The organism is Pseudomonas fitomaticsae (assembly GCF_021018765.1).
GTDB classification, from domain to species: domain Bacteria; phylum Pseudomonadota; class Gammaproteobacteria; order Pseudomonadales; family Pseudomonadaceae; genus Aquipseudomonas; species Aquipseudomonas fitomaticsae.
Genome location: NZ_CP075567.1, coordinates 2,791,161 through 2,808,388, shown reverse-complemented (window position 1 = coordinate 2,808,388; position 17,228 = coordinate 2,791,161). Strand labels below are relative to the sequence as shown.

Here is a 17,228-nt window from a genome sequence, read left to right as displayed (position 1 = left end):
TCAGCCCCGAGGATGCACCGGTGTTTGAGGCTATGCTCGCAAGATGATCCTATTTCCCGATTTGCTGCAGCTGCCCCACCAGTTACGCCACCCCGAGGTGCGTGATCTGGCGTGGGTGATCCTCGCCCCGCCGATGCTCGCCGCCACCCCGTGGCCACAGCGCCATCCGCTGGCGGGCAGCGACTGGGTCAGCGACCCCGAGCGTCTGGAACACTGGCTGCGCCAGCTCGACCGCGACAGTTACGGCCTGCTGCACTGGCTGTCCCAGGCCCGCACCCGGCGCCTGGGCCTGTATTACGAGCGGTTGTGGCAATTTGCGGTGGAACACGCGCCGGGCATCGAACTGATCGCCGCCAACCTGCCGATCCGCCGCGAAGGCCACACCCTCGGCGAGCTGGACATGCTGCTGCGCGATCGCGACGGCGTGCATCACCTGGAGCTGGCGATCAAGCTCTACCTCGGCCCGCAGAACGGCGACGGTCATGATCCGGCGTCGTGGCTGGGGCCGGGTTGTCATGATCGGCTGGATCGCAAACTGGCGCATCTGAGCGAACATCAGCTGCCGATCTCCGCGCGCCCGGAAAGCCGCGAAGTGCTGGCGGCGCTGGATGTCGGGTCGTTCAGTGCGCAACTGTGGCTGGGCGGATATCTGCTGTATCCGTGGCCCGGTCAGTCCGTGCCGCCCAGCGGCGCCCACCCGCAGCATTTGCGCGGCAGCTGGCTGCATCAGAAAGACTGGCCGGCGTTTGTCGCCCAACGCCCGGACGGACGCTGGCAACCCCTGCCCCGCCACGCCTGGCTGGCACCGGCGCACTACCCGGCGGACCAGACCTGGAGCAATGGGCACTTGCAGGCCTGGCTCGATGAACTCGAACCGCTGGCCCCGGCGCAACTGATGGTGCGCCTGACCGAAAATGCCCGGGGCGAGTGGGAAGAGGCCGAGCGGCTGTTTCTGGTGTCGGATCTGTGGCCGAACGTGCCGGGGCAGAATTAAACCGACAACCGCACCGCCAGTGCGGCCAGCGTCACCAGCAACACCGGCACCGTCAGCACGATCCCGACCTTGAAGTAATAACCCCAGCCAATCTTGATGTTCTTGCGCTCCAGCACATGCAGCCAGAGCAAGGTCGCGAGACTGCCGATCGGGGTGATTTTCGGCCCCAGATCACTGCCGATCACGTTGGCGTAGATCATCGCTTCCTTCACCACACCGCTGGCCTGGCTGGCATCGATCGACAGTAACCCGACCAGCACCGTCGGCAGGTTGTTCATGATCGATGACAACAACGCCGTCAACACCCCGGTGCCCATCGCCGCGCCCCACACCCCGTGACCGGCGAACACATCGAGCCACCCCGCCAGATAATCGGTGAGCCCGGCGTTGCGCAGTCCGTAGACCACCAGGTACATGCCCAGCGAGAAAATCACGATCTGCCACGGCGCCTCTTTCATGACTTTGCGCGTGGAAATCTTGTGCCCGCACGCGGCAATCGCCAGCAACAGCGCCGCGCACACCGCCGAGATCGCGCTGATCGGAATCCCCAGCGGTTCCAGCGCGAAACAACCGATCAACAGGATCAGCAGCACCACCCAACCGGCATAGAACGTGGCCTTGTCGTGAATGGCGGTTTCCGGGTGTTCAAGCTGTTCCGGGTCGTAGCTCTTGGGAATGTCACGGCGGAAAAACCACAGCAGCATGCCCAGGGTGGCCGCGACGCTGACGAAGTTGACCGGCACCATCACCGCGGCATAGCGGTTAAAACCGATGTGAAAGAAGTCGGCCGAGACGATGTTCACCAGGTTCGACACCACCAGCGGCAGGCTCGCGGTGTCGGCAATGAAGCCCGCGCCCATGACGAACGCCAGGGTCGCTGCCGGGGAAAAACGCAGGGCCAGCAGCATGGAAATCACGATCGGCGTGAGGATCAGCGCGGCACCGTCATTGGCGAACAGCGCCGACACCAGAGCGCCGAGCAGCACCATGAAGGCAAAAAGCTTGCGCCCGCTGCCCCGCCCCCAGCGCGCCACGTGCAACGCGGCCCAGGCGAAGAATCCCGCTTCGTCGAGCAGCAGACTGATGATGATCAGCGCCACGAACGTGCCGGTGGCGTTCCAGATGATCTGCCACACCAGCGGGATGTCGCTCAGGTGCACCACGCCGAAAATCAGCGCGATGATGGCGCCGAGCGTTGCACTCCAGCCGACCCCGAGGCCTTTGGGTTGCCAGATCACCAGGGTAATGGTCAGCAGGAAAATCAGTGACGCAGCGAGCATTCGCGACAGCCTTCAATAAAAGGGGAAAGAATCAGAGCACACAAAAAAAACCTGTGGGAGCCAGCTCCCACAGGTTCGTTATCGTGTCAGAAATATTGCCAGATCACTTCTTGTGCTGCGCCACCCACTCACCAAAGGCATTGATGAAACTTTGCAGAAACGGTTTCACCGACTCGTTCAGCTTGCCCGCCTCATCGAACGCCGTGCCCGCGCCGCCCAGATAGGCTTCCGGCTGCTGCATGCATGGCACGTTGAGGAACACAAAGGACTGACGCAGATGCTGGTTGGCGCCGAAACCGCCGATGGCACCCGGCGACACACTGATCACCGCCCCCGGTTTGCCGCTCCAGACGCTCTTGCCGTAAGGCCGGGAACCGACGTCGATGGCGTTCTTCAGCGGTGCCGGCACTGAACGGTTGTACTCCGGGGTGACAAACAGCAGAGCGTCGGATGAACCCACTTTTTGCCGGAAAGTGCTGTAGGCTGCCGGCGGTGAATCGCCGTCGATGTCTTCGTTGTAGAGTGGCAGATCGCCGATTTCGACAATGTTCAGCTTGAGATTGGCCGGTGCCAGTTCCGCCAGCGCCAGCGCGACCTTGCGGTTGATGGACGCCTTGCGCAGGCTGCCGACCACTACGGCGACGTTATAGACATTGCTCATTGGAAGACTCTCGACTGTCCGTGGGAGGAGCCAGTAGTTATAGATGATCCGGTGACGATTCCACCAGACGCCGAAGGTTATTTCCCGCGTCTGGAATATTTTTTTCCTGTAGGAAAACTTACCAAGCTCGATGACGGTCTACCAAGCCGCAAATCAAGCGTTTTATCTCCAGAGGTTCTAAGCAGATGGCAGCAGTACTCGTCGGTCAGTTCCATGCAAGAGATGCGGAAGGCCGCGTTTATTCCGTGCATGAGTTCCAGGAATCCAACCCGTCGGCAGACGGTTTCACCGGCACGGAGCCCGTTACCACCTACAAACTGGCGATTGGCGACCGCGTCAACAAGATCGACGACAACGAGTTTTTGCTGGTTCAGTCGGGCATCACCCTGATCCGCGAACCCGAGCCATCGGTCGCTTCATAACCGATCGTTATGAGCAGAAGTCATCCGCGCCGAGTTGGGGTAGGATTCAGCCACTGACCCCAACGGCCGGACATGGACTTCACGCATGCGTTTACGTCATATCGAAGTGATTCAGGCGCTTTTGCAGACCGGTCACGTGGGCACCGCCGCCGAATGGCTGCAACTACCGGCGCCCGAGGTCGAGGAGCGTTTGCGCGAAGCCGAGAGTCAGCTTGGCTTCATGCTGTTCGCCAGCGTACGCGGACGACTTCAGCCAACCCCGGAGGCCCGGGCGCTGCAAGTCGAGATCGGCCACATCTATGAAGCGCTGGAGCCGGTGCAACGGCTGGCCAGCAGCCTCAAGCAATACCTCGCCCCACCCCTGCGGATCATCGGCACCCCGCCGCTGGCCCAGCAACTGCTGCCGCAAAGTCTCGCCGCCCTGCGCCGGCGCCTGCCCGACGTGCCCTGCACCCTGCTCAGCGAACCGACCCGCGACATTGTCCGCCACCTGCTGCTGCGCGACAGCGATCTGGGTCTGAGCCTGCACGATCCACAACACCCCGACATTGATTGCCAGCCACTGGCCCAGGGCAAATTGCAGTTGCTCGCGCCCCACGGCTGGCTGCAGCCGAAGCAGAAGTACATTTCCCTGCAGGATCTGGCCGGTCAGGCGATGGTCGGCCTGGAAGGCCAGGACCCGCTGAGCCCGGCCCTGGAAAACAAGCTCCAGGCCCTGCGCCCGGCGCCGACCATCCAGACCCGGGTGCAGACCCACCAGATGATGCGCAGCATGGTCGAGGCCGGCGAAGGCCTGGCAATCGTCGACCCGTTCACCGCCCTCGGTGCACGGGCGGGCGGTCTCGATGTCTGCCCGTTGTCGCCGGCGGTGCCGATCAGCCTGTATGCCCTGACCTTCAAACACGCCACGCCGTCAGCGGCGATTCAGACGCTGCTCGGGATCGTCACGGAACAAGCCGAGGCGATGCTGGCGAACTGATCGGATGCTCCAGCGGGTTATCGAACAATCGATACCAGAACAACGCCACTTCGGCGGTGTTCGGATCGATGCCGCGATAACGCAGGTGGTCAATGCCGCCGATCACATACCCGCAACGCTCATACAGACGGCAGGCGCCGAGGTTGTTGTTCTGGGTTTCCAGCATGATTCCCGGCAGCTTTTTCTTGCGGCTCCAGAACTGCGCCACATCGAGCAAGGCCTTGGCCACCCCATGGCGCCGCGCCGGGGCGTGCACTGCCAGCTCATCGATATGGGCGAAACCGTTCCAGTTGGTACTGATCACCAGATGACCGACCGGTTCGTCCTCCAGATACGCCATGAAAATCGCGCTGTCAGCGGCGTCGCGAAAACTGCTGAACTCCTCCGGATCGATGCCGTAGCACTTGCGATACGGCACGATGGCCGTCACGCCCCACTGCGCCACGGGTTTGCCGATTTCGGCCGCGCCGTAGGCGGCCACCTCGAAACTGAAATCGCTGCCCCAGATATATTCGGCAAAACCCTCGTCGGCGACCCGCACCGACAGCCCCGGGTATTTCGGATTCATGACCGGTTGCATACTCGGAAAAGCCCTCATTCCTTGACGCAATCGACGGTGTAGTGCCGCCCATTGCCCTCATCTTCGTGTTGCAGACCGTGCACATCGACCACGAACCCCGGAAACGTTGCGTCGAACGTGCGGGCAAACCTGAGGTATTCGATGATCGAGCGCGTGGATTCGGTAAAACGTTCGCCGGGCATGATCAGCGGAATGCCCGGCGGGTACGGCACCAGCATCACCGCCGCCACCCGGCCTTCCAGCTCATCGATCGGCACCGCCTCGACCTCGCCGCGCACCAACTGGTCATAGGCGTGGGCCGGTTTCATGGCGATTTCCGGCAGCACGGTGTACATGCGCTTGAGGTGTTTGGCGGTGGCGTTGCTGCGGTAGCAGGCGTGGAGCTGATCGCACAGATCGCGCAGGCCCATACCGCGATAGCGCACAGGATCTTCCTGGGCGACACACTTGAGGCAGGTGTCGAGACTGACGTTGGCGTCGTAGCTGCGCTTGAACTCCAGCAGTTCGGTCAGCAGCGTGCTCCACTTGCCCTTGGTGATGCCCATGGAGAACAGCACCAGAAATGAATACAGGCCGGTTTTCTCCACCACCAGCCCGCGCTCCCAGAGGAAGCGGCTGACCACGGCCGCCGGAATACCCTTGTCGCTTAAAGCGCCGCCAGCGGTCAGGCCCGGCATGACCAGCGTGACCTTGATCGGGTCGAGCAGTACGTAGTCGTCGCTGACCTCGCCGAAACCATGCCAGTCCGCATCGGGTTGCAGCAGCCAGTCCTCGGTCTGCACCCGGTCGATACCCTCGACACCCGGCGGCTGCCAGATCGAGAACCACCAGTCGTCAGCGGCGATGTGCTGGCGCAGATTGGCCAGGGCCCGGCGAAAGCTCAGGGCTTCGTCGAAGGTTTCCTGCAACAGCGAGCGCCCGGCCGGCCCTTCCATCATCGCCGACGCCACGTCCAGCGAGGCGATGATGCTGTACTGCGGCGACGTCGAGATGTGCATCATGAACGCTTCGTTGAACCGGTCTCGATCAAGCTGCCGGGCGCCGCCGTCCTGCACATGAATCATTGACGCCTGGCTGAACGCCGCCAGCAGTTTGTGGGTGGAATGGGTAGTGAACACCAGCGGACTGTCCTCGCTGCGCGAGGTGGCCATACCGTAACGGCCGGCAAAGAATTCGTGAAACGCCGCATAGGCGTACCAGGCCTCATCGAAATGCAGGACTTCGACGCTGTTGCCCAGGCTCTGCTTGATCAGCTCGGCGTTGTAGCAGAGGCCGTCGTAGGTGGAGTTGGTGATCACCGCCAGTTTGACTTTCGGCTCGCGGCCCTTGGTCAGCGGGCTGGCGTCGATCTTGGCCTGGATCGATTCGCGACTGAATTCACTGAGCGGAATCGGGCCGATGATCCCCAGCTCATTGCGCTCCGGGCACAGATACAGCGGGATCGCGCCGGTCATGATGATCGCGTGCAACACCGACTTGTGGCAGTTGCGATCCACCAGCACCAGATCATCGCGCCCGACCATCGAGTGCCAGACGATCTTGTTGGCGGTCGAGGTGCCATTGATCACGAAAAAGGTGTGATCGGCGCCGAAATTGCGCGCGGCTCGTGCTTCCGCCTCGGCCAGCGGCCCGGTGTGGTCGAGCAACGACCCCAGCTCCGGCACCGACACCGACAAATCCGAGCGCAGGGTGTTTTCCCCGAAAAACTGGTGAAACGCCTGCCCCACCGGGCTCTTGTGATAAGCCACACCGCCGCCGTGACCGGGTGTGTGCCAGGAATAATTGGAGTCGGCGGTGTGCTGCACCAGCGCCTTGAAAAACGGCGGCAACAGGCCGTCCAGATACTTGCGCGCCGCCCGCGCCACTTGCCGGGCCAAAAACGGCACGGTGTCTTCGAACAGATAGAGAATGCCGCGCAACTGGTTGAGCTCGGCCATGGCATCGGCCGGGGCGTTTTCCAGAGTGACTTGCTCGCCGAGGGCAAAGATCGGCAGATCCGGCGCCCGCACCCGGGCCAGACCGATCAGTTCGGCCATGTTCTGCAACAGGTGGGAGTTGGTGCTGGCGTCTTCGGCGGCGATCAGCATGCACGCCAGACCGTGGTGGGTCGACGCCACCAGCCGGCCTTCGGTGTAGTCCGTGGCCGAAACGATACTGAAACCTTCGAGCTCCAGCTCTCGGGCGATTCCGCGGATGCGGTCACCGGCAACCGTGTCGGTCTTGATGTCGCGGTGGACGATCAATACCGGGAACTTCAGATCTTTGTACATGGGGCTCAGTGTCCTGAGGCGGCGGAGAGTGATCTGCCAATGTCCTCAGGGTAGAGGGTCGGAGCGGATGTGGCGAGGGTGGCCAGTTGTCAGTACTGCCAAAAACAAAGGATCGTCCGGACACGGCTGGGGTGTCCGGACGATCCTTTTTGCCTTACGCCTGAGCTTCGGCTTCCAACAGCTGAGTCCACAGCGCCGGGGCGCCGGCCGACTTGGCGATGATTTCCAGGCGCACCTGGTGTTCGGCCAGCTCGGCTTCGGTGGCGCGAATGATCCGCCCCGGCTGACGATCTGCCGGCAGACGGCGGATTTCGGTGGCGGAGTTGTCCGCGCCCTCGCCCGTGCCATTGCCGTCGGAGGCGTTGCCGGCCAGCGACAGGCTGGTCTGGCCGCCGGTCATGGTCAGGTAGACGTCGGCGAGAATCTCCGAGTCGAGCAATGCGCCGTGCAGCTCACGGCCGGAGTTGTCGACGCCGTAGCGTTTGCACAAGGCATCGAGGCTGTTGCGCTGACCCGGGTGACGTTCCCGGGCCATCATCAGGGTGTCGAGGATCGTGCAGTGCTGCGTGATGTCCGCGCGATCCTGCTGGCCCATCAGGGCGAATTCATTGTTGATGAAGCCAACGTCGAACGCCGCGTTATGGATGATCAGCTGCGCGCCGTTGATGAACTCGAAAAATTCGTCGGCCACTTCGGCGAAGCGCGGCTTGCCGACCAGGAATTCGTTGGTGATGCCGTGAACGGCGATCGCGCCTTCATCACTCTCGCGATCCGGTTGCAGATAAACGTGAAAGTGCCGGCCCGTCAGGCGTCGACCGATCAGCTCGACACAACCGATTTCGATAATCCGGTGGCCGTCGGTCACCGGCATGCCGGTGGTTTCGGTATCGAGTACAACGGATCTGGTGGCCATCAGTGTTCAGCTCTCAACGGGGTCAATCGTACAAAAGCGGCGATGTTAACACGCTCGCGGTACGCGTCGCGCGCCGTCAGGTGACCGGCGCTCATGCAGTTTTTAACAATCATTAGCAATGTTCATAAAGTCAGCGGCCAACCGCCTTGTTAGCGTGCGCGGCTTGTTTCCAGCGGATTTGAGCGCGTCATGAAGACTGCATACGTTTTATTGCTCGGCGGCTGCCTGCTGACGGCCGAGGCGCACGCCACCAGTTTTGTCATCAGCACCGACATCACCATGAGCCTTACGCTCAGCTCCAGCAAAGGCACCAGCGGTTCGTTCAAGGACGACAAGATCGTGCTGGCGGCCAAGGATGATGCAGCGGCATTCGTGGCCAGCAACGGGGACATTCGCGGTGCGCAAATGGAAGCGGCGCTGACGCGAATCCGCAGTCTGCTGCCAGGTCAGCCCTATACCGACCTGCAACTGGCCACGGCCATCTTGATGTTGTGATCAGTCCTGCTTGTAGCCGCGAATCTCATCCACCCCACGGTTGGCCAACTGGTCGGCGCGTTCGTTGCCGTGGTGGCCGATGTGGCCGCGGACCCATTTCCAGGTGACCTTGTGGCGATTGACCTGCTCGTCGAGCTCCTTCCACAGGTCGGCGTTTTTGACTGGCTCCTTGGCGGCGGTTTTCCAGCCGCGCTTCTTCCAGTTGGCCATCCACTCGTTGATGCCTTTCATCACGTATTGCGAGTCGGTCACCAGCAGCACTTCGCACGGACGCTTGAGGGCTTCCAGGCCGCGAATCGCGCCGAGCAGTTCCATGCGGTTGTTGGTGGTGTTGGCTTCGCCACCCCACAGTTCTTTTTCGACGCCCTTGCACACCAGCAAGGCGCCCCAGCCACCCGGGCCGGGGTTGCCCTTGCAGGCACCGTCAGTGAACAGTTCTACGCTATCGACGCTTTCGCTCATGCCAGTCTATCCAGAAAAATGCGTGGCCTCGCCGATCACGGATCGACAATGGCCGAGGCTGGGGATTGACCCGGCCATAAATAAAGAAGGTTTACGGTTCGATGCGCCGGCGGTTGACCTTGGCCATCGGCAGCGGAATCAGCTTGCCCATCGGCTCGCGGCGTTCCTGACGCACCGGACGCAGGCCGACCACGATCTTGCGCGCGACCAGCAAATAGAAGCCGCCGCCCGACAGTTGCCAGTCGCCAGCCTTGCGCTCCCAGCCGGCCAGACGGGCCTGCCACTTGGGTGACGCGAGCGGCGGACGATAGCACCCGAAGCGGCGTTTCTCCAGCGCGAAGCCCAGCAGGTTGAGCCAGTCGGCCACTCGTGACGGCGAGATGCAGCGCGCCTGGCGCAACGCATCATGGGCGAACACGTGGCGCAGCCCCCAGGTGCTCCAGGGATTGATGCCGACGATCAGCAGATGACCGCCGGGGCGCACGCTGCTGGCCGCTTCGCGCAGCAAGCCATGGGGCGACAGGCAGAAATCCAGGCCGTGCTGCAACACCACCACGTCGGCGGCGTGCTCGCTCAACGGCCAGGCCTGCTCTTCGCAGACAATCTCCACGCCCGGCAACGGCGCGCCGAGCCGCACATTGCGCTGCACTTGCGGCGCCGACGGCGGCGTTTCGGCGGACGGACCGTAATGCACCAGATAGCCGCCGAAGAACCGCCCCAGCTCGTCTTCGAGCATGCGCCGTTCTTCGTCCAGCAGAAATTGCCCGAGGGGGCCGGACAGCCATTCACGGGCTGCACCGATCAGCGCGAGCCAGTCAGGATCGGCCTGAGCGAACGCTTTATCGATCATTGCATTCTCCAACACGCCAGGAACCTCTAAGATGCGCCAATGTTACCCGCTTGGCGAATTCGACGATGATACAGATCAGTGCCCTGCCCGCCTTCACCGACAACTACATCTGGTTGTTACAGGATCATGCCACCCAGCGTTGCGCAGTGGTCGATCCGGGGGATGCCGCCCCCGTGCAGGCGTGGCTCGACGCGCATCCGGGCTGGGTGCTCGGCGATATCCTCATCACTCACCATCACCACGACCATGTCGGCGGCGTCGAAACGCTGAAAATGGCCACCGGCGCCACGGTCTACGGACCGGCCAGCGAAAGCATTCCGGGGCGGGACGTGGCCCTCAAGGACAACGACACGGTGCGCGTGCTCGGCTGGGACTTCGACGTCTATGCCGTGCCCGGCCACACCCTGGGACACATCGCCTACTATCATCACGGCCTGCTGTTCTGTGGCGACACGCTGTTTGCTGCCGGCTGCGGCCGCCTGTTCGAAGGCACGCCGCAACAGATGCACCAGTCGTTGAGCCGTCTGGCGGCGCTGCCGGAAGACACCCTGGTCTACTGCACCCACGAATACACCCTGAGCAACCTGAAATTCGCCGCCGCCGTGGAGCCGGGCAACCGGGACATCGCCGCCCGTCTGGAAAAAGTCAGCCAGCAACGTGCCAGCGGCGTGATGACCCTGCCCTCGACCCTCGCGCTGGAAAAGCTCACAAACCCGTTTTTGCGCACCGGTGAAATATTAGTTACACAAAAAGTGGACGAACGGAGCGGCCCTCAAAACCGGGCGCCGAGTGAGGTTTTTGCGGCCCTGCGGGCATGGAAAGATACGTTCTAAGTGACTCACCGCTTGGTACAAAAATTCTGAATGGTTGACCGCAGGGGGTGCGCTTTCTAGAATCGCCCGACATTTTTGCCCGGAACTTACTTCCAGCCAATGTCGTCATCCATACGTAAGTCCGTCAATTCAGATGCATTGACCCGCCTGGCGCAAGCCATCGCGGTGGCTGTGTCCGCCACACTGGCGGGCTGTTCCAGCCATGCTCCGCAGACTGAAGCGACACATACGCCGAACATTGCTGCGCGAGCCAAGCAGAAGCCTATCTGGTTGTCGGAAAAGCCCAGCCCGCAGGTGCCTCAGGACATCTGGGAGCGCATGCGCGGCGGTTTCCAGCTACAGGAAGGTCTGGGCGTGAACCCGCGCATCGAGCAACAGCGCCTGTGGTTCGCCAGTAATCCTTCCTTCCTCGAGAACGCCGGCGAACGCGGCAGCCTCTACATTCATTACATCGTCGAGCGCCTCGAAGAACGCAACATGCCGCTGGAACTGGCACTGCTGCCGGTCATCGAAAGCGCCTACAACCCGATGGCCTATTCCCGGGCCGACGCGGTGGGCCTCTGGCAGTTCATCCCTTCCACCGGGCGCTACTTCAACCTGCGTCAGACCCGTTTCTACGATGGCCGTCGCGACATCACTGCTTCGACCACCGCAGCGATGGACTACTTGACCCGCCTGCACGACATGTTCAACGGTGACTGGCTGCTGGCCCTGGCCGCGTACAACGCCGGCGAAGGCACGGTCAGCCGCGCCATCGAGCGCAACGAAAAGCTTGGCCTGCCGACCGACTACTGGAACCTGCCGCTGCCGGCGGAAACCCAGGCTTACGTGCCGAAACTGCTGGCGCTCTCGCAAGTGGTGCTGACGCCTGAAGCCTATGGCGTGAACCTCAACCCGATCGCCAACGAACCGTATTTCCAGGTCGTCGAAATCAACCAGCGCATGGACCTGTCCAAGGTCGCAGCGGTGGCCAACATCGATGAAGACGAGCTGTTCCAGCTCAACCCTGCGTTCAAGCAGCGCACCACCATCGACGGCCCGCAGCACCTGCTGGTACCAACGTCGAAGGCGCAACTGCTGACCGCCAGCCTGCAGACCATGCGTCCTGAAGAGCTGATCAGCCCGCGTTCACTGAAACCGGTGTTCGAAGGCGCCGATCCAAGCGAAATCGCCCAGGCCAAGCGCGCCTATCGGGTCAAGCGTGGCGACAACCTCGGCTCCATTGCCAAGGCCAACAAGGTCGAGGTCAAGGACCTGCAACGCTGGAACAAGCTGACCGGCAAGAACCTCAAGGTCGGCCAGACCCTGGTCATGCAGGACACCACCAAACGCACCCCGGCGCGTAACAGTGGCGGTCGCATCAATACGGTCATCGCGGCCAACAGCAAAACCAGCAGCAAGACCAAAGACAAGGACGACGGTAAGCAGACCCAGTACAAGGTCAAACGCGGCGACACGCTGTACGTGGTCGCCAAGCGCTTCAATGTCGAGATGCAGCACCTCAAGCGCTGGAATCCGGGCGCCGGCAAGGCGCTCAAGCCTGGGCAGATGCTCACGGTCTACCAGCCGCACTGACAAGGAGCCCCTGAATTTCAGGGGCTTTTTTTTGCCTGTCATTTTTCACCTTCGGCGCAGGCGACTCCCACAATTAACCGCGCATTAAGCCCCTGTCTTTTTCCTGTCCATACAAGCTGTTACTGTACGGCCCACAAAGCCCAAGCCGCCTGGATCGGATCTGACTTGAAGCGTCCCCTCCTCCTGCTCCTGATCAGCCTGGCCTTGAGCTCCCCCGTCAGCGCGACGATCACCGAAAGCCACGGTTATGCGCAGTTCGGCACGCTCAAGTACCCGGCCAGATTTACCCACTTCGACTGGGTCAACCCGCAAGCGCCCAAGGGCGGCACCTTGCGGGTGATGGCGTTTGGCACCTTCGATACGCTCAACCCCTACACCTTCAAGGGCACCAGCCCGGTCACCACGGCGAATTTCCTGCAGTACGGCATCAACGAGCTGAACGAGCCGCTGATGGTCGGCACCGGGCAATACGCGCCGTCCGGAGACGAACCCTCCTCCAGTTATGGCCTCATCGCCCAATCGGTGGAGTACAGCGAAGATCGCAGCTGGGTGGTGTTCAATCTGCGCCCGCAAGCGCGCTTCCACGACGGCACGCCGATCACCGCGTACGACGTAGCGTTCTCCTACCGCCTGCTGCTCAAGGAAGGTCACCCGCTGTACCGCACCGCCCTTCAGGAAGTGCTCCGCGTCGATATCCTCAACCCGCAGCGCATCCGGTTTGTGCTCAAGCGCAGCGGCAATCCGTTGTTGATCCTGCGTCTGGGCGAGTTGCCGGTGCTGCCCCAGCATTACTGGAAGGGTCGCGATTTCAAGGCCACCACCTTCGAGCCGCCGCTGGGCAGCGGGCCGTACCGCATCACCTCGGTCACGCCGGGGCGGCAGTTGATTTTCGAGCGGGTCAAGGACTACTGGGGCAAGGATCTGCCGGTCAATCGCGGCAAATACAACGTCGACCGCATGGAAGTCGAGTTCTACCGCGACAGCGATGTGGCCTTTGAAGCGTTCAAGGCCGGCGAATTCGACATTTATATCGAGCATCAGGCCAAGAACTGGGCCAACGGCTACAACTTCCCGGCGATCCGTCGCGGCGACGTGATCAAGGCGCAAATCCCGCACCAGATCCCGACCCAGAGCCAGGGCCTGTTCATGAACACCCGGCGACCAGCCTTTGCCGATATCAAGGTGCGCGAAGCCCTGGGCCTGATGTTCGACTTCGAATGGACCAATCGCGCGCTGTTCAGCGACGCCTACAAACGCACTACCAGCTACTACCCCAACAGCGAATTCAGCGCCGTCGGCCTGCCGGTTGGTCATGAATGGCTGATGCTCAAGCCGTACAAGGATCAATTGCCGGCGCGCCTTTTCACCGAGCCGTTCACGCTGCCGCAGACCGATGGGCGCGGCATCCCCCGGGAAACCATGCGCAAGGCCCTGGCGCTGCTGGCCGAGGCCGGCTGGAAGCTCAACGGCCAGCGCCTGCAGAACGCCGCCGGCCAGCCGCTGCGTTTCGAGCTGCTGCTGGTCAATCCGAATCTTGAGCGGATCCTCCAGCCGTACATCGAGAACCTCAACAGCATCGGCATCGACGCGCGCCTGCGCACGGTGGATCGCGCCCAATACAAACAACGTCTGGATCAGTTCGATTTCGACATGATCCTGATGACCCTCAACCAGACTCTCAGCCCGGGGCTGGAACAGTGGCAGTACTTCCACTCCAGCCAGGTCGGGGTCAAGGGCAGCAAGAATTACGCGGGCATCGCCAACCCGGTGGTCGATCATCTGCTTGAGCAACTGCTCGCCGCCCACACCCGCGATGAACAGGTCGCCGCCGGCAAGGCGCTGGACCGCGTACTGCTCTGGCAGCACTACAGCATTCCCAACTGGTACCTCAATTATCACCGTCTGGCGTACCGCAACCGGTTCGCCTTCGTCACCACGCCGCCCTACACCCTGGGCCTGAGCGCGTGGTGGCTGAAATCTTCGGAGAAAGATCGATGAAGCCTATCCGCGCCCTGCTCGTGCAGGCCAGCGGTCTGCTGTTCGCCGGGCTGGCCTTGGCCGCCCCGCAACACGCCGTGACCCTGTACAACGAGCCGCCGAAATACCCCGCCGACTTCAAGCACTTCGATTACGTGAACCCCGACGCGCCCAAGGGCGGGATTTTCCGCCAGGCCGGCTTCGGCGGTTTCGACAGCCTCAACCCGTTCATCAGCAAAGGCGTGCCGGCGGACGATATCGGCCTGATCTACGACACCCTGGCCAAACAGGGTCTGGACGAGCCGTTCACCGAATACGGCCTGATCGCCGGCAAAATCGAAAAAGCCCCCGACAACAGCTGGGTACGCTTCTACCTGCGGCCCGAAGCGAAGTTTCATGACGGCCATCCGATCCGCGCCGAAGACGTGGTGTTCAGCTTCCAGACGCTGACCAAGGAAGGCGCACCGATGTATCGCGGCTACTACGCCGACGTTGAACAGGTAATCGCCGAAGATCCGCTCAAGGTGCTCTTCAAGTTCAAGCACACCAACAACCGTGAACTGCCGCTGATTCTCGGTCAATTGCCGGTGCTGCCGAAACACTGGTGGGCCGAGCGTGATTTCAACAAGGGCAACCTGGAAATCCCGCTGGGCAGCGGCCCGTACAAGGTCACCGAAGTTAAGGCCGGACGCTCGGTGCGTTATGAGCGGGTCAAGGATTACTGGGGCAAGGACCTGCCGGCCAACCGCGGTTTCTACAACTTCGACGTGATGACCACCGACTATTACCGTGACAACACCGTCGCACTGGAAGCGTTGAAGGCCGGGCAGTTCGATTACTGGCTGGAAATGGCCGCGAAAAACTGGGCCAACGCCTACAACGTGCCGGCAGTGACCGAAGGGCGGCTGATCAAGGAACAGATTGCCAACAGCAACCCGACCGGCATGCAGGGCTTCGTCTTCAATCTGCGCCGCCCGGTGTTTCAGGACGTGCGGGTACGCCAGGCTCTCGGCCTGCTGTTCGACTTCGAATGGACCAACAAACAACTGTTCAACGGCGCTTATGCGCGCACCCGCAGTTACTTCGAGAACTCGGAAATGGCCGCCACCGGCCTGCCTGATGCAGAGCAGGTGGCGATCCTCGATCCGTTCCGCAGCAAACTGCCGGCGCAGGTGTTCAGCGAAGCCTTCGAGAATCCGAAAACCGACGCCAGCGGCATGATCCGCGCGCAACAGCGCGAGGCGTATCAGTTGCTGCAAGAGGCTGGCTGGAAAATCGTCGACGACAAAATGGTCGACGCTACCGGCAAGCCGGTGGTCATCGAATTCCTCCTGGCGCAGACCGAATTCGAACGCGTGTTGTTGCCATTCAAGCGCAACCTCAGCGACCTCGGCATTGATCTGGTGATTCGCCGCGTCGACGTCTCTCAGTACATCAATCGCGTGCGCTCGCGGGACTTCGACATGATGGTCGGCAGCTTCCCGCAGTCCAACTCGCCGGGCAACGAGCAGCGCGAATTCTGGATGAGCGCCGCCGCCGACAAGTCCAGCAGCCGAAATTCGATCGGACTCAAGGACCCGGTGGTCGATCATCTGGTGGAAAACCTGATCAACGCCGATTCGCGCAAAAGCCTGGTGGCCCACGCCCGCGCCCTCGACCGTGTGCTGCAATGGGGTTACTACGTGATCCCGAACTGGCACATCAAGACTTGGCGCGTGGCGTACTGGAACCACATCGGCCACCCGAAAGTCTCCCCCAAATACGACATCGGCATTAACACCTGGTGGGTCAAACCCGATGCCAAACCGGCGGTAGAAGTCGAAACCCAACTGCAAGCCGACCCTGCGGGCACGGAGTAATCAGATGCTGGCGTACATTTTTCGGCGACTGCTGCTGATCATCCCGACCCTGTTCGGCATTCTGCTGATCAACTTCGTCATCATCCAGGCCGCGCCCGGCGGGCCGGTGGAGCAGATGATCGCCAAGCTCGAAGGCTTCGAAGGCGCCACCAGCCGCATCGCCGGCGGCGGGGCCGAGGTGTCGGTGGCCGGCTCCTCCTATCGCGGTGCACAGGGTCTGGACCCGGCGCTGATCAAGGAAATCGAGAAGATGTACGGGTTCGACAAGTCGGCCCCGGAGCGTCTGTGGATCATGGTCAAGAACTACGCCCGGCTGGATTTCGGCGACAGTTTTTTCCGCGACGCCAAGGTCATCGACCTGATCAAGGAAAAGATGCCGGTGTCGATCTCCCTCGGGCTGTGGAGCACGCTGTTCATGTACCTGGTGTCGATCCCGCTGGGGATTGCCAAGGCCACGCGGCACGGCAGCCATTTCGACGTCTGGACCAGTTCGGCGATCATCGTCGGTTATGCGATACCGGCGTTCCTGTTTGCGATTCTGCTGATCGTGGTGTTTGCCGGCGGCAGTTATCTGGACTGGTTTCCTTTACGCGGCCTGACCTCGAACAACTTCGATGAACTGAGCCTGGGCGGCAAGATTCTCGATTACTTCTGGCACCTCGCACTGCCGGTGACGGCGCTGGTGATCGGCAACTTCGCGACCATGACCCTGCTGACCAAGAACAGCTTCCTCGACGAAATCAACAAGCAGTACGTGGTCACCGCCAAGGCCAAGGGCCTGACCCGCCACCGCGTGCTCTACGGCCATGTATTCCGCAACGCGATGCTGCTGGTGATCGCCGGTTTCCCGTCAGCGTTCATCGGCATCTTCTTCACAGGTTCCCTGTTGGTGGAAGTGATCTTCTCCCTCGACGGCCTCGGCCTGATGAGCTTCGAAGCAGCGATCAACCGCGATTACCCGGTGGTGTTCGGCACCCTGTTCATCTTCACCCTGTTGGGGCTGGTGGTGAAACTGATCGGCGATCTCACCTACACCCTTGTCGATCCACGTATCGACTTTGCCAGCCGGGAGCATTGA

The 17,228-nt window shown here is 61.8% G+C and carries 16 protein-coding genes; 9 read left to right on the top strand and 7 right to left on the bottom strand.

What is annotated here, in order from left to right; all coding sequences use genetic code 11:
* Window positions 1–43: 43 nt before the first annotated feature.
* The gene (locus tag KJY40_RS12840; protein WP_085608954.1) at window positions 44–994 is read left to right on the top strand and encodes a DUF1853 family protein; all 951 of its coding nucleotides are present in this window, start codon (window positions 44–46) and stop codon (window positions 992–994) included.
* On the opposite strand, the gene KJY40_RS12835 is transcribed toward KJY40_RS12840, so the two are convergent.
* A complete protein-coding gene (locus KJY40_RS12835; RefSeq protein ID WP_230737262.1) occupies window positions 991–2,274 on the bottom strand; it encodes an arsenic transporter in 1,284 nt (427 codons plus the stop codon). The two genes, KJY40_RS12840 and KJY40_RS12835, sit on opposite strands and share 4 nt — an antisense overlap.
* A gap of 103 nt (window positions 2,275–2,377) precedes the next feature.
* Window positions 2,378–2,935 carry an NADPH-dependent FMN reductase gene (locus KJY40_RS12830; RefSeq protein WP_007956924.1) on the bottom strand — a complete coding sequence of 186 codons (558 nt, stop codon included), beginning with the start codon at window positions 2,933–2,935 and terminating at the stop codon, window positions 2,378–2,380.
* A gap of 185 nt (window positions 2,936–3,120) precedes the next feature.
* Here KJY40_RS12830 and KJY40_RS12825 point away from each other — a divergent pair, with 185 nt between their 5' ends.
* Entirely contained in the window at window positions 3,121–3,357 is a 237-nt protein-coding gene (locus KJY40_RS12825; protein ID WP_007956926.1) for a hypothetical protein, read from the top strand.
* Between the two features lie 85 nt (window positions 3,358–3,442).
* A complete protein-coding gene (locus KJY40_RS12820; protein ID WP_230737260.1) occupies window positions 3,443–4,336 on the top strand; it encodes a LysR family transcriptional regulator in 894 nt (297 codons plus the stop codon).
* Here the strand turns inward: KJY40_RS12820 and KJY40_RS12815 are convergent.
* The 3 genes from KJY40_RS12815 to dnaQ form a co-directional block, all read right to left on the bottom strand.
* Window positions 4,302–4,916, bottom strand: a complete 615-nt coding sequence (locus KJY40_RS12815; RefSeq protein WP_230737258.1) for a GNAT family N-acetyltransferase — start codon at window positions 4,914–4,916, stop codon at window positions 4,302–4,304. The two genes, KJY40_RS12820 and KJY40_RS12815, sit on opposite strands and share 35 nt — an antisense overlap.
* Before the next feature lie 14 nt (window positions 4,917–4,930).
* The gene (locus KJY40_RS12810; RefSeq protein WP_230737257.1) at window positions 4,931–7,186 is read right to left on the bottom strand and encodes an Orn/Lys/Arg family decarboxylase; all 2,256 of its coding nucleotides are present in this window, start codon (window positions 7,184–7,186) and stop codon (window positions 4,931–4,933) included.
* 154 nt (window positions 7,187–7,340) lie between these two features.
* On the bottom strand, window positions 7,341–8,099 hold the full coding sequence (gene dnaQ / locus KJY40_RS12805; RefSeq protein WP_064382286.1) for a DNA polymerase III subunit epsilon: 759 nt from the start codon (window positions 8,097–8,099) through the stop codon (window positions 7,341–7,343).
* Window positions 8,100–8,288: 189 nt separating this feature from the next.
* Between dnaQ and KJY40_RS12800 the strand changes: the two genes are divergently transcribed.
* Window positions 8,289–8,594: a DUF2388 domain-containing protein gene (locus KJY40_RS12800; protein WP_230737255.1), complete on the top strand. Its 306-nt coding sequence runs from the start codon at window positions 8,289–8,291 to the stop codon at window positions 8,592–8,594.
* Here KJY40_RS12800 and rnhA read toward each other — a convergent pair whose 3' ends face one another.
* Together rnhA and KJY40_RS12790 are read right to left on the bottom strand one after the other, a co-directional pair.
* Window positions 8,595–9,056 carry a ribonuclease HI gene (gene rnhA / locus KJY40_RS12795; RefSeq protein WP_096820534.1) on the bottom strand — a complete coding sequence of 154 codons (462 nt, stop codon included), beginning with the start codon at window positions 9,054–9,056 and terminating at the stop codon, window positions 8,595–8,597.
* Window positions 9,057–9,147: 91 nt separating this feature from the next.
* The gene (locus tag KJY40_RS12790) at window positions 9,148–9,906 is read right to left on the bottom strand and encodes a methyltransferase domain-containing protein (protein WP_007956935.1); all 759 of its coding nucleotides are present in this window, start codon (window positions 9,904–9,906) and stop codon (window positions 9,148–9,150) included.
* 65 nt (window positions 9,907–9,971) lie between these two features.
* Between KJY40_RS12790 and gloB the strand changes: the two genes are divergently transcribed.
* The 5 genes from gloB to KJY40_RS12765 all read left to right on the top strand — a co-directional run bounded on the left by gloB (window position 9,972) and on the right by KJY40_RS12765 (window position 17,228).
* Window positions 9,972–10,739: a hydroxyacylglutathione hydrolase gene (gene gloB, locus KJY40_RS12785; protein ID WP_230737253.1), complete on the top strand. Its 768-nt coding sequence runs from the start codon at window positions 9,972–9,974 to the stop codon at window positions 10,737–10,739.
* 99 nt (window positions 10,740–10,838) lie between these two features.
* Window positions 10,839–12,314: a transglycosylase SLT domain-containing protein gene (locus KJY40_RS12780; protein WP_230737251.1), complete on the top strand. Its 1,476-nt coding sequence runs from the start codon at window positions 10,839–10,841 to the stop codon at window positions 12,312–12,314.
* 165 nt (window positions 12,315–12,479) lie between these two features.
* Window positions 12,480–14,312 carry an extracellular solute-binding protein gene (locus KJY40_RS12775; protein ID WP_230737249.1) on the top strand — a complete coding sequence of 611 codons (1,833 nt, stop codon included), beginning with the start codon at window positions 12,480–12,482 and terminating at the stop codon, window positions 14,310–14,312.
* Window positions 14,309–16,150: an extracellular solute-binding protein gene (locus tag KJY40_RS12770; RefSeq protein WP_230737247.1), complete on the top strand. Its 1,842-nt coding sequence runs from the start codon at window positions 14,309–14,311 to the stop codon at window positions 16,148–16,150. Before KJY40_RS12775 ends, KJY40_RS12770 begins: the two co-directional genes overlap by 4 nt.
* 4 nt (window positions 16,151–16,154) lie before the next feature.
* Window positions 16,155–17,228: a microcin C ABC transporter permease YejB gene (locus KJY40_RS12765; RefSeq protein ID WP_230737245.1), complete on the top strand. Its 1,074-nt coding sequence runs from the start codon at window positions 16,155–16,157 to the stop codon at window positions 17,226–17,228.